Below are 13886 nucleotides of genomic sequence, written 5' to 3' on the forward strand. Positions count from 1 at the left end.
CATTTTAAAACGTATAGGTATAAATAAATTTATCAACCATTAAACGATTTAACTATGTTACGCTGGGCTGCAATCTTTTTTATCATTGCCATTATCGCGGCAATATTCGGATTTGGCGGAATTGCAGAAGGTGCTGCATCTGTTGCCAAAGTATTGTTCTTCATCTTTATTATAGGCTTTGTTATTGTAATCGCTTTTGGCGCTACACTCTTTAAGAAGTAATAAATGATCGAGGAATGAAAGCGATCGTATGTATAGTCGTAGTGATGCTCTTCGCAGGGGAGAGTTTTTCACAGAACGGTACACAACAAAAAAATAAAGAACTGTCTGATAATCTTCCCCCACCGCATGCTACTAAATCCTCCATGAACTTTAGTAACGTGATCGGGTGGGAGGAAGGTCAGACTCCTCAGGCTCCTCCCGGATTTACCGTTACGCGTTTTGCTGACGGTTTTGAAAATCCGCGTTGGCTATATATAGCACCTAATGGAGATATACTGGTAGCCGAAAGCAATTCCAATTATTCATTCTTGATGCGGATCGGAGGTTGGATCATCGGTGCATCCAAATCTAAAAATATGCGCAAGAGCGCTGATCGTATTACGCTATTGCGTGACACCAATGGCGATGGTAAACCGGATACACGACAAATATTTCTCACCAAACTGAATCAGCCGTTTGGCATGCTCGTGCTCGACAACTGGTTCTATGTGGCCAACACGGATGCAGTGTGGCGTTATCCCTATAAACCCGGGCAACTTTCGATTACCGATAAAGGCCAGAAGATTGCTGATCTGCCTGCCGGTAAAATAAACCAGCACTGGACGCGTAATATCATTGCGAGTAACGATGGAAAGAAACTATATATAGCGGTTGGCTCCGGAACCAACATTGCTGATAAAGGTATAAAGAATGAATACCTGCGGGCTGATATACTGGAGATGAATCCGGATGGGTCAGGGTTGCGGGTATATGCGAGCGGACTGCGTAATCCCGTGGGGATGGATTGGACTAATAATACTCTTTGGACAGTAGTAAATGAACGCGATGGCTTGGGCGATGACCTGGTGCCGGATTACCTCACCAGTGTAAAAGAAGATGGTTTCTACGGATGGCCCTGGATATACCATGGTCGTACGGATGAGCGAGTAACAGAACCGAAGCCGGGTGTACTTGATAAGTATATAAAACCGGATGTAGATGTAGGTGCGCACACGGCTTCACTCGGACTTGCCTTCTATGACAAGAAAACCTTTCCGGAAAAATATCACAGCGGTGCATTTATAGCGCAGCATGGTTCATGGAATCGATCTGTCCTTTCAGGGTACAAAGTAGTTTTTGTTCCGTTTGATGACAACGGTAAGCCTGCTGGTAAAGATGAGGATTTCCTGACAGGCTTTGTCGCCAATCTGGACAAGGAGAAAGTGCATGGCCGCCCGGTATGCGTACGCGTTACACCGGACGGATCGCTGCTGGTGACCGATGATACCAGCAATGTGATCTGGAAAGTGAGTGTCGCCAAATAACAGTAGTAAATTTCTTTTCGAGGGGAATCTTCTGATATCCTGTGCCGTTGACCTCACTATCAGTACAACGGTAACACTATGAGCAAGAATCAGAATATTCCGATACACGGAAGCGAAGCGTTTGGTAAAGTATACTTTGATGAAGGTCCCGGCATGCAGGGTCCGCTAATTCGTAAACACAGCACGGAATATTTTGATATTCACCAGCGATGCAACAGTAAACGTGCTATCGATGTGCATCGTCTCGATTTCTACATGGTATTCCTGGTAACAGAAGGCGAGGGGCTTCAGACCTTTGGTTTACAGGAACACTATATCCGCAAGAATATGTTATGCTTTGTAAGTCCGGATATGATCAGTGCCTGGAAAGCAGAAGGCGATGAACAACGGGGTTACTACTGCTCGTTCTCGGATGACTTCTTCAATCTCGGTCGCGATAACAAAAACTTGCTGCATGAATTACCTTTCTTTCAGCTGGATGGCAATGCAGTACTTCATTTAACCGATGAGCAGACGAAGCATTATCTCGGTTTGTTTGAAATGATGCACACCGAGTATAAACAACGCAACGAGTTTTCCGATAATATACTCCGCGGATACCTGCATGCTCTTCTCAACAAAGCCTATTCACAATACGAATCATTCGATACACAACCAGCAGAATCCAACCGTTCATCTATACGCTTATTGAAATCATTTACCGCCTTATATATGCGCGATTTCAAAACGATAAACAAAGGCAATGCCATCAAACTTAAAAAGATAGCCGACTATGCAGATGAACTAGGCGTGTCTCAAAATCACTTGAATGATACGATCAAAGATCTCACCGGTAAATCGGCAGGACAACTCATCAAAGACCAACTCATCAAGCAGGCAACAATGTGTCTCAAACACTCCCACAAAAGCATAAGCGAAATAGCCTACCGCCTCGGCTATGATGACCCTTCGTACTTTGCGCGCTATTACAAGAGCCAAACAGGACAGACCCCCGCAGAATTTAGAAATAGCTTCTAGCCTCTGGCTGCCTGTTTTAAAATGGCCACTAGCTTCTGGCTACAAGTTGCTAGTAGGTTTTCTTTGTTTGACACTTGGAATTAGTGGTAACATAACTTATAGTTACGCGGCCAACCGGTTCTCATTCCGCAGCCAGTAGCCAGCCACCTTTTTCTCGTGGCTCAAAGCTCGCAGCTTTCCTGTATATTCTCCCTGCCATTCCGTATTTTGTCCTGAACTATAACACGCGCGGCCGGCAATTTTGTGTTCGTTAAATCAAACATTAAAAACGTATGGAATACCGGCAGTTAGGAAACGCAGGATTGCGAGTTCCTGTGTTAAGTTTAGGAACAGGTACCTTCGGTGGTACGAATGATTTTTTTAAGAAGTGGGGCGAAACAGATGTAGCGGAAGCAACGCGTCTCATCGATATATGTCTTGAGCGTGGTGTAAATTTCTTTGATACCGCGAATGTATATTCGTTCGGTGCTGCTGAACAAATTCTGGGTGCAGCATTAAAAGGTAAAAGGAGTGAAGCCCTGATCTCTACCAAAGCAGGATTTATGATGGGCAGCAATACGAATGATAGCGGAGCATCGCGGTATCATTTGATCAGGGAAGTCGAGGCGAGTCTCAGGCGTTTGGCAACAGACTATATTGATGTATACTTCATTCACGCGTTCGATCCACTTACACCGGTAGAAGAAACACTGGCAGCCTTGGACCATCTTGTTGCGAGTGGAAAAGTACGCTATATCGGTTGTTCAAACTTTACAGCGTGGCAGGTAATGAAGTCGCTCGCGACCTCGGAGAAGTATGGTCTTGCGAGATATATAGTATACCAGGGATACTATTCATTGATCGGTCGTGAGTATGAATGGGAATTGATGCCGATGGCGAAAGATCAGAATATAGGACTGATGGTATGGAGCGCGTTAGGTTGGGGACGCTTAACCGGTAAAATTCGTCCAGGCCAACCGTTGGGAGAAGGTCGGATCAAATCCGGAGGTGCTGCCGGAGGACCAGAGGTATCGGATGAATATTTATTCAACGTGATAAGCGCGTTGGATGAAGTTGCGGCCGAAACAGGAAAAAGTATACCACAGGTAGCCATCAACTGGTTACTGCAACGACCTACAGTAAGCAACGTTGTGATCGGAGCCCGCAATGAAAAACAACTCATTGAAAACCTCGATGCTGTAGGGTGGAGCCTCACCGCCGAACAAGTTACCAAACTCGAAGCTGCCAGCGACCAAAAGAAAATATACCCACACTGGGTAGGCATGCGCTAGTTATTTAACGTCATTTCGAGCGTGCGTGCTTTCTATGAAATGTGCATGTCCCGCGAGACCCCCATGTTACAGTTGTTCTCAACATGATGCACTGTATTGGGTAAATTACATCAAGAGCTATTCAATTATATATCCATAAAGAGTATATCAACGAATGCGTTGCTCCGACAAGGGACTTCTCGCATGAAGTATGGATATATGAACATAAAGCGTACGCTCGAAGTGACGTTAAGAGTGTGCATTGACTTTATCCCGCAAGGCAAGCAACCTCGGGTCATTACGCAATCCTTTAAATGCCGGATACTCCAGGAATAAACCGATCGGTGCTATACGTTTCTCAACACACTGTGAGATGTGGTAAAATGCTTTTTCAGTATCGCCTAGGGCAAGCCATATACCTACAAGATCAGCATCGAGTACGGCATCCGGATTTTCTGCCTGTTGTTGCTCGATTTTTCGAATACATTCAAGTGCATTTTCGTTGTGTCCCAATCGCGCGTGTGCATACCCGACACCCATCAGTCCTTTCAATGGATGATTGGTGAGACGATGAATCTCTTCAAACAATTTCAACGCACTTTCCCAATCACCTTTCATACCGGTGGCCCATGCTTTCAGTTCAAGACTGGCACGCATCTGCGGATCGATCTCCAGAATCTTGTTTGCCTGTTTGATAGCGTCATCGTAACGCTCGGCAAATATATACATCTTGCCCAGCGACTGATTGGCTGTAGCAGATAGCGGATCAAGCTTCACAGCCTTCTCCATTACCTCAACAGCTTTATCTTTTTGTTCCGTCTGAATATAGTATAGCGATAACAATTCGTAAGCAGCGGTTGCCCCGGGGTTCAGTTGTAACGCCCGTTGTAATGCATCGTATGCCAGTTGCCAGTTCCAGTCATACAGTAAATATATACCACCCTTGGCAATATGTCCTTCAGCAACCGTACTGTCGAGTTGCAAAGCTTTGCCGGCATAGCCATGCGCTCTTTCAAAAGCCGTGCGCGGCAGCATCTGTCCACTGGCACCAAGTCCGCTATAGGCCATGGCCAGCTTGGCATAGGCCAGCGCATAGTTGGGTTCGAGTTCAACTGCCTGCTGAAAGCATTCAATGGCTTTACGGGTATCGTTCGGTGTTACCTTGTTGGCGAAGTGTAGTCCTTTCAGATAGGCAGTATACGCTTCGGTGTTGCGGGCAGGAGGGGACTTTACTAGTTGTGCAGCCTGTGGTGATGAACTGAGATTTTCCCGAAGCTTATTCGAAATAATATTGCTGATCTCGTCCTGCACTTCAAATATATCTGTGAGGTTACGATCATAATTTTCACTCCACAAATGATAGCCATCGGCAGCATTGATAAGCTGTGCTGTAATGCGAACGCGATTGCCGGCCTTGCGCACGCTGCCTTCCAATACTTTATCAACATTCAATTGAATGCCAATGTCGCGGATGTCAACGTTCTTGCCTTTAAAAGCAAACGCAGAGGTCCGTGATGTAACCTGCAAACCGTCCACTTTGGTAAGTGCATTCAACAGTTCTTCGGTAATACCATCACTGAAGTATTCATTTTCAGGATCGGCACTCATGTTTACAAACGGCAGCACTGCTAACCGGTTTACAGGCTGCCTGGTTTTACCCTGAAGCTCGGCTCGGTCCGGCACAACGATACCGCTATTCGCAATGGCATAGACGCGTACCGGCTTCTTTACATTTTTCATTTCAAAGTAACCCAGCTCACGCCATTGTATATCAGCCTGATTCTTGATCTCATCAAATACTTTCTCCGAAATGAGAATGCTTCCGGGAGCTGCAAGCGATTCAATACGGGAAGCCAGGTTGACGCCATCGCCATAGATCGCTTCATCTTCAATGATAACATCACCGGTGTGGATGCCGATGCGCAGGTCTACTGTCAAGTCCCGTTTCAGTTCGCGTTGAATATCAACCGCGCACGTAACGCTGTCAATGGCGCTGCTGAAGATACTCAGCGAACCATCACCATAATATTGTATAGTCTTACCGTTGTGTTTTTCAACCAAAACCTCGAGCACGTCCTTCAGTCGCTTTCGCTTGGCGCGTGCCAGTTGTTCATTCTCCTGCATCAATGCAGTGTAGCCCGTCATGTCTGCAAAAAGTATAGCCGCCAGTTGTCGCATAGCTGTAAAAATAACATCAGCAACGTTAGAAGGCTAATGCAAATGCATCTATTCCTCCAAATGAAAAAAGAGTATCCGGTAGGGGATACTCTTTTTCAGGTTAACGAAATTTATCAATTACCGATAGTTCAGGGATACGTTGCCATCGGAGGTGAGGCTTACCGGTATACCACCGCCATTTATCTTACCGTGAATATATTTTTCGTCTGATGTGCCGCTGAAGTTATTGAGAGCAACATCCAGCGATTCACCTTTGATGTCCAGATCCAGTCCCATGCTGTCAGGAATGGTGATCGATATATTTCCATCGCTTGTTCGAACAGCCAGTGACTTTTTGAGTTCAAGTATATTTCCGCGAATGTTACCATCGGAAGAGGAAGCTTTTACAGAACCTGCAACATCTGTAAATGCAATGTCTCCATCGGATGTGCTGATGGTAATATCACCGGTTACATGAGACAGCACTATATTTCCATCACTCGTTACTGACTGGGTGTTGCCTTTGATGTCTTCGGCCACAATATTACCATCGCTCGTTCTGGCTTCAACAGCACCGTTGATTTGCTTCACACTGATATTACCATCGGATGTGCGGCCAATCACATCACCGCCAACAGACGAGATCGCTATATTTCCATCGCTCGTTCTGCACTGCTGGCTCAAATCAAGTCCGGTAAGCGAAACGTTGCCATCCGAGGTTATCAGGTCGCAGGACGTTTCTTTCGGTACAGTAATTTTAAAACTAACCTGCATGTGATCTTTCCAGTTGAAACCCTGAATCTTCGGATACTCAACATTGATGTCGAGGCTGTTTCCGGTTTGCAAAACTGTTACCTTCAATTCTTTTTCAAGTTCTTTGCGGCTGATCTGCAATACTTTGTTGTTACGTCTTACAATATATAGCACCTCGGCTTTTTTAGTATTGCCGGCCGATACTTCAATGTTACCATCGGAGGATGATATTTTCATTTTGGCAGGCGTTGCAAGATCATACGACTCTTTAAAAGAGTATTCACCGTTTTGCGACCAGCTCAACGAGATCGACAGGAGATAACAGATCAATAGTGAAGCTATTGTTTTCATGGTATGTGGGTTTATCGGGTTAACTTCATAGGGTCATTCTATACTTTGACTTATGCTGCTAAGGAAAGGTTGCACGGTAACGTATAAAAAGTTTTCAACCAGGATGTCTTGTAATCTCAAAACTATTTTACATACATTTACGTAATTAATCACTATGAAAGGGACAAACCTCGGAGAGTTTGAGGAGATTGTATTGCTGACTATTGCTGCATTGGTAAACGATGCCTATAGCGTTGCCATCTGCGATGAGCTCGAGAAGAACACTGGGCGTTCGGTAAAGCTTGGTGTAGTACATGCCGTGTTGAACCGCCTGGAAGAAAAAGGATTGGTAAAAAGTAAACTGGGTGAAGCAACGAGTACGCGTGGTGGAAAACGGAAACGCTTTTATTCCGTAACGAGCAGTGGTAAAGCTGCGCTGTTGAAAGCAAGAGAGGTGCGCGAACAACTTTGGAATCGTATACCGGATTTTATTCTGAAAGGCGCATCATGAAAGCATCACAACCAACTCCTCCCAAATGGGCAGAACGTCTTCTCTGCTGGTATTGTCGCCCCGCTATATTGGAAGATTTACAAGGTGACCTGCACGAATACTTTGAACGCAATGTAAAAGCCAAAGGCGTAAAGCGTGCGCGGCTCATCTATATACTGGATGTTATTAAGTTCTTTCGAATTTATACTGTACGTAAACCTGAATTCATCAACCTCTTAATTCATTGGATTATGCTTGGTAGCTATATTAAAACATCGGGGCGCAACATTGTGCGCAACAAGCTCTTTTCTGGTATCAACATCATCGGGCTTGCGATTAGCATGTCCGTTGGATTGCTGGTAATCGCGCTTGTATCAGACTTCCGTTCGTATGACGACTTCCACGAAAACAAAGACAGGATATATCGGGTAATCACAGCACACCAGCGTCAGGATGGTCCGCCTATGAACCTGGCCACATCTTCGGTGCTCGCGGGTAAGCGAATCAAAGAGTCCGTTACCGGTATAGAAAAAGTAACGCTGATGCGAAGAGGATTTGGAGGCGATGCAAAAGTTGGCGAATCCGTTATGCCGTTGTCAGGTATATGGGCTGACGAAGCATTCTTTTCCATATTTACGTTTCCATTGATACAAGGTAATCCAGCTACAGCACTGAAAGATCCCTACTCACTGGTGCTTACGGAGACATCAGCACGAAAGCTATTTGGTTCTGAAAATGCGCTTGGCCAATCGGTTAAGTTCGATACGATAAACTATATCGTAACGGCCGTGATGAAAGATATACCCAGGCTGTCGCACATGCATTTTGATGTACTGGTCTCATTCGCTACCGTTGATTTGGTCAAGCCGGATATGGATGGCGGCTTCATGTCATGGAGCAATATATACTCCAATTATACTTATATACTCTTGCCGGAGCATGGCGATGCACAAACCGTACAGGCGAGTATCAATAAGATCAGCACAGCAGAGAACAAGGCATTGGAAGATCAGCGCATCGATTTGAATCTGCAGTCTCTGGGAGAGATTCCGTTCAACGCGCGACTGTCCAACCCGATAGGCCTTGCCATGAATGGTATAGCGTTGTGGATATTGGGGGGATTCGCGATGATTATTATCATGTCTGCTTGCTTTAACTATACCAATCTTTCCATTGCACGTTCGCTGAGACGCTCGCGCGAAGTGGGTATACGTAAAGTAATGGGCGCACGCAAAATGCATGTACTTGGCCAGTTTATAGTGGAAGCCGTGATCATAGCATTGCTGGCATTACTGTTGTCTTCCGGAGTGTTTATGCTATTGCGATCCAGTTTCCTTTCGATGGAACCGAAGCTGCAAACCATGTTGTCGCTCGAACTTTCTCCACGACTGGTCCTCCAGTTTATGCTACTGGCTATAACGGTAGGGCTACTGGCCGGTTTACCGCCTGCATTCTTCTTCGCCAGGATAAATATTATAAAGGTATTGAAAGATATATCATCACTGCAGGTCTTCAGGCACGTAAACATTCGTAAGGCCCTGATCGTGGTTCAATATACTTTCTCGCTGATCTTTATAACGACCACTATCATTGGTTACAATCAGTATAAGGGATTGATCTCGTATGATCTGGGATTCTCTACGGAAAATATAGTGAACATTAAACTGGCTGGCGGTGTAAAAGGCGATCTGCTGGTAAAAGAGTTGAAAGAGTTACCGGAAGTAACCGATATTTCCCGATCGTTGATGGTAACGAGTCTTGGAAATATACATGGCATGCAGGTGAAGTATAAAAATGATTCTTCCGGAGTGTGGCTGAACCTGATTGACGAAAATTACCTGCCACTGCATCAGCATAAATTTCTCGCGGGACGAAATTTGCATGCTATAGCAGAAGGTGCTGAAGAATCGGAAGTAGTTGTAAACGAGCAATTGCTGAAGCGTTTTGATATAGCGAAACGCGATCCGCTAAAGGCGTTGGGTGAAGAGTTACTGGTGGACACCATGAGACTTACCATTGTAGGCGTGGTGAAAGATTTCAACTACGGAACATTGGAAAGTACGATTGAGCCATTGATCATGCGGTATGCATCCATTCAGTATTATGGTAACATCAATTTGCGTGTAAAGACGGAAGACTGGCCCGCCACATTTGCCAGGATAAACGCGATATGGCAGAAGCTGGATAAAGTGCATCCGATGGAAGCAAAGTTCTATAGCGATCAGATTCAGGAAGCTTATAACCAATTCTCAGTAATGGTAAAAGTATTCGGATTCCTGGCGTTCCTCGCGGTATGTATCGCGTCTATGGGATTGTTGGGCATGGTGGTATTTGCTACCGAGACACGCCTGAAAGAAGTTAGTATACGCAAGGTGCTGGGCGCAAGCGAAACGAAACTGGTATATATGCTCAGCAAAGGATTTATCGCGTTACTTGTGATAGCCGCCTGCATTGCGTTGCCAGCTACTTATTTCTTCTTCGATAAAGTTGTGCTTGTGAAGTTTATGTACCATCCACCGATGCGCGTCAGTGAACTGATATTGGGATTCTTCATCGTGATGTTGCTGGCCCTGGTAATGATCGGCTCACAAACATTACGCGCAGCACGAACGAATCCAGCGGAAGTGTTGAAGAACGAGTAACGCTGACTATTATACCGACTGCTGTAGCGGTATGATCTTCTCGCGGATGCGCTTTAACTGGTGAATGTGTCGCTGCGTATGGTATAGTACAAATGACAGGATCTCCAACCGGGTCATGTCTCCCAGTATGTCATGCGCGACAACTTCGTTGAGGTTTAGTGTAGTCGCGGCAGTAAACAGTTTAGATCGCGTTTCTTTTAGCCTGACTATGAGTTCTTCTTTATGGAAGACCTTGTTGTCAGGTATAATGATGTCTGGCGATTTGAATTTTACTTCAAAGTTCAGAAATATACCTTTCAGTTCCGGAGTCTTCTCGTCTGGTATCCGCGCTGTGAATGTTCCATCCTGGCAGATGGTTGCGATAATCGAAGCATCGGATTTACAAAGGTGATCGGCTACCTGCGCAGCCGTCCAGCTGTTTTCAAAAGGAATAAGATTGATCTGTTCCTGGTCAAATGAGGCGATCAGCAGCAGGAGCTCTGTTGTAACAGCTTCAAGTTCTTCCTGTATTTTGGGTTTCATGGCTTTTGTTTTTAAGGTTGATATATAGTTCCTGAATCGAAGCACATCGATTCGGTTCTTCCGTTCGTTTACGATACAAACCTACAGTCATTTTCAGAAACCGTGCGGGTGGAAGTCCGGCAATCTTCATGGTAAAATGCGCCATGTCTGGTAACGGCATTTCGGAGCAATAACCACGCGCTCGTGCAACAACGCCATGGCTACCGGTTTCAGCTCGAGCTTTATTGGAGAAATCTTCGTTTGGGTACACTTTCCAATTTGCCTATCTTTAAATCCGAAAGTTTAGTTGCCATTGGTAAATTAATTTTCCACCCCCAAACTCCACCCATGAAAAATCTCCTTGTAGCTGCATTGCTGCTGTTGGCCGGTAATCTTGCCGCACAGATATCGCGTGTGAAAGACATTAATGACCAGGAAGATCCTGCTATCTCATCCTATATATTCTATAAGACTAGTGCCGGAGGAAAAGTATATTTCTACGCGCGCACGAGTGAGTACAACAACGGCCTGGGCGTAAGCGATGGCACTGAAGACGGTACACACGTTATTTACAAAGTTGAGGTAATGAACTGGAGTACTACCGACTATTTTGTCGCGGTTGGCAATACGGTATATTTTACAGGACGCACTCAAGATGAAGGTGTCGAGCTATGGAAGACCGATGGGACAGAAGCTGGAACAGTGCTGGTGAAAGACATTATACCTGGTTTTGATTCAGGCTATCCTGCCTCTTTCGTCAATGTAAATGGAACCCTATACTTTAGCGCTACTACCCATGAGCATGGTATAGAACTCTGGAAGACCGATGGGACAGAAGCCGGAACTGTAATGGTGAAAGACATTATACCGGGCGCTGAATCCAGCGGACCTTCGGGTTTAATGAATGTAAATGGTACGCTATACTTTCGCGCGGAGACTGAACAAGCTGGTGATGAGCTTTGGAAAAGTGACGGAACTGAAAATGGTACGGTACTGGTGAAGGATATAGCTCCGGGAGATGAAACCAGTTTGCCGGAAGCTCTCACGGCAGCAGGCGATATACTATACTTTACCCCGACCGTTCCCGGCAGCGGAATGGAGTTGTGGAAAAGTGATGGAACAGAGAATGGTACAGTACTCGTGAAGGATATATGGCCTGGTGCAGACGCGAGCTATCCTCAACAACTGACGATGCTGAATGGTATACTATATTTTAAGGCTACAACCAACTTAACAAGCGAAGGACTGTGGAGAAGTGATGGCACTGCTGCCGGAACAACTTTGGTAAAAGAATGGGATTCACAATATATCAGTAATATATATGCGTTCGGGGATCAGCTTGTGCTTCTGATAGACGGTGCGTTATGGAAGAGCGATGGAACTGCAGCCGGAACAAGTCTTGTAAAATTCGTAGCCCCCGATAACGGAATAACATTTAAGGATTTTGTTGCTACAGATAACGCATTGTTATTTATCGTTGATGATGGAACACACGGCTATGAATTGTGGCGTACCGATGGCACAGCTGCCGGTACGGTTATGGTAAAAGATATAGCACCCGGAGAGGAATCAGGTGCGGCTAACGAACTCGTTGTACTCGGAAATATAGCATACTTCAATGGATATACGGCAGAGACCGGTTGGGAGTTGTGGCGGAGCGATGGAACAGAGAGCGGCACCCGAATGGTAAAAGATCTTACCCCGAGCAAAACATTTGCTTCAAGTCCGGGCGGTTTTGTATCGCTGAATGGTGTGCTATATTTTGCTGCGACTGATGCAGACCATGGTGATGAGCTGTGGCGAAGCGATGGCACCTCGGAAGGAACACAACTGGTAAAAGACATCGAACCGGGTGCAACAGGCAGTGCGCCAATTTATATTAATGTTTTTGATAACGCTATATACTTCTTTGCAAAGACAGCCGCGAATGGATACGAGCTTTGGAAAAGTGACGGAACTGCTGCCGGCACAACCCTGGTGAAAGATATGGTGGCAGGAGCAGGCACTAATTTTCCGGGAGAGTTTGTGATCCTTAACGGTACATTGTTTTTTACAACGCTGGGCGGGAATGATACCCGCGAGCTCTGGAAGACTAACGGCACATCTACAAGTACAGTGAAGGTTGCTACACTGGGCGATACGTATGGCGATTACTACATCAACATGCCGGTAGTTAACAATGGCAAGATCTATATGATCGCCCATTCTAAAAATGAAGGCGGAGAGTTATGGGTAAGCGATGGTACCGAAGCAGGTACATTACTTTTAAAAGATATACAGCCCGGTGCCGGTAACAGCTATATAAATTCATTTGTAAGTGCAGGTAACCTGGTATACTTTCTGGCGGAGTCTGCCGGTAATGGTCAGGAACTGTGGAAGACCGATGGCACGGTAGCAGGAACAACACTCGTAAAAGATATTACACCCGGAATCTGGCCAAGTTTTATTGACGGCATGTTTGCTTTTAAAAATCAACTATACTTCAGGACGAACAATGACCTGGAATATAAACTCTGGCGTACCGATGGTACGGAAGCCGGCACCGCAGAAGTAAAAACACTGGCTGATACGGATGAGTTGCTCGCCATATCGAAAGCCGTTGTGAAGGATGACGAGTTTTATTTTACAGTAAGCGATTACCAGGGGGCATTCGCCCTTTGGACCAGCGATGGAACCGGGGCCGGAACAAAGATTGTGCAAAATATACCGGTAGGCAGCGGTTACTACTATACGCGCGAAATACTATTGTTGGAAGACGATATATACTTCTTCATTCAGAATCAAACCGGTTTTTGTGAGTTGTGGAAGAGTGACGGCACCGAGAGCGGTACGGTATTCTATGCCGATGGCGCCAACATATCTTCCGATGCATTTGTACTTGACAATGTGATATACTTTCCAGCAGACCAATGGGATAGTGACTACGAATTATGGAAAGCTGATATAACTATTACGGGTATTGAGGACGAACAGGAGGCAGGTGCACTTCATGTATATCCGAATCCCACGGCAGGGCTGTTGTCTTTTTCCGTAAAGAATCATGAATGGATCGTTTCCGTTGCCGTCATCGATGGGCATGGACGCGCGGCAGAATCATTTATACCACCAGGGCCACAAGTAACATTGAATACTGGAAGGTTACCGGCCGGGGTTTATGTATTGCTGGTGAAGACTGAACGAGGTGTTTACCGCGCACGCTTTGTTAAGAAGTAATAAGCCT

At 45.5% G+C, this 13886-nt stretch carries 10 protein-coding genes; 7 read left to right on the top strand and 3 right to left on the bottom strand.

What is annotated here, in order from left to right:
* Window positions 1–54: 54 nt before the first annotated feature.
* The 4 genes from ACFQ21_RS28305 (at window position 55) to ACFQ21_RS28320 (ending at window position 3814) form a co-directional block, all read left to right on the top strand.
* Window positions 55–222: a DUF1328 family protein gene (locus tag ACFQ21_RS28305; protein ID WP_377585708.1), complete on the top strand. Its 168-nt coding sequence runs from the start codon at window positions 55–57 to the stop codon at window positions 220–222.
* Between the two features lie 14 nt (window positions 223–236).
* Window positions 237–1526: a PQQ-dependent sugar dehydrogenase gene (locus ACFQ21_RS28310; RefSeq protein ID WP_377585711.1), complete on the top strand. Its 1290-nt coding sequence runs from the start codon at window positions 237–239 to the stop codon at window positions 1524–1526.
* Window positions 1527–1604: 78 nt separating this feature from the next.
* The gene (locus ACFQ21_RS28315; protein WP_377585714.1) at window positions 1605–2543 is read left to right on the top strand and encodes a helix-turn-helix domain-containing protein; all 939 of its coding nucleotides are present in this window, start codon (window positions 1605–1607) and stop codon (window positions 2541–2543) included.
* Between the two features lie 272 nt (window positions 2544–2815).
* Window positions 2816–3814 (top strand): aldo/keto reductase, encoded by a 999-nt coding sequence (locus ACFQ21_RS28320; protein ID WP_377585717.1) that lies wholly within the window; start codon window positions 2816–2818, stop codon window positions 3812–3814.
* 228 nt (window positions 3815–4042) lie between these two features.
* Here the strand turns inward: ACFQ21_RS28320 and ACFQ21_RS28325 are convergent, their stop codons facing one another.
* A complete protein-coding gene (locus ACFQ21_RS28325) occupies window positions 4043–5971 on the bottom strand; it encodes an adenylate/guanylate cyclase domain-containing protein (protein ID WP_377585720.1) in 1929 nt (642 codons plus the stop codon).
* Between the two features lie 117 nt (window positions 5972–6088).
* Window positions 6089–7054: a DUF4097 family beta strand repeat-containing protein gene (locus ACFQ21_RS28330; RefSeq protein WP_377585723.1), complete on the bottom strand. Its 966-nt coding sequence runs from the start codon at window positions 7052–7054 to the stop codon at window positions 6089–6091.
* Window positions 7055–7208: 154 nt separating this feature from the next.
* Between ACFQ21_RS28330 and ACFQ21_RS28335 the strand changes: the two genes are divergently transcribed.
* Together ACFQ21_RS28335 and ACFQ21_RS28340 are read left to right on the top strand one after the other, a co-directional pair.
* The gene (locus tag ACFQ21_RS28335) at window positions 7209–7544 is read left to right on the top strand and encodes a PadR family transcriptional regulator (protein WP_377585726.1); all 336 of its coding nucleotides are present in this window, start codon (window positions 7209–7211) and stop codon (window positions 7542–7544) included.
* Entirely contained in the window at window positions 7541–10165 is a 2625-nt protein-coding gene (locus ACFQ21_RS28340) for an ABC transporter permease (protein ID WP_377585729.1), read from the top strand. Before ACFQ21_RS28335 ends, ACFQ21_RS28340 begins: the two co-directional genes overlap by 4 nt.
* A 9-nt stretch (window positions 10166–10174) precedes the next feature.
* Here the strand turns inward: ACFQ21_RS28340 and ACFQ21_RS28345 are convergent, their stop codons facing one another.
* Window positions 10175–10687, bottom strand: coding sequence for a DinB family protein (locus ACFQ21_RS28345; RefSeq protein WP_377585731.1), 513 nt, complete (start codon window positions 10685–10687; stop codon window positions 10175–10177).
* Between the two features lie 327 nt (window positions 10688–11014).
* Between ACFQ21_RS28345 and ACFQ21_RS28350 the strand changes: the two genes are divergently transcribed.
* Window positions 11015–13879, top strand: a complete 2865-nt coding sequence (locus ACFQ21_RS28350) for an ELWxxDGT repeat protein (protein ID WP_377585734.1) — start codon at window positions 11015–11017, stop codon at window positions 13877–13879.
* The last annotated feature ends 7 nt before the right edge of the window (window positions 13880–13886 follow it).

The sequence above is a fragment of the Ohtaekwangia kribbensis genome (genome assembly GCF_042676245.1).
Taxonomy (GTDB): domain Bacteria; phylum Bacteroidota; class Bacteroidia; order Cytophagales; family Cyclobacteriaceae; genus Ohtaekwangia; species Ohtaekwangia kribbensis.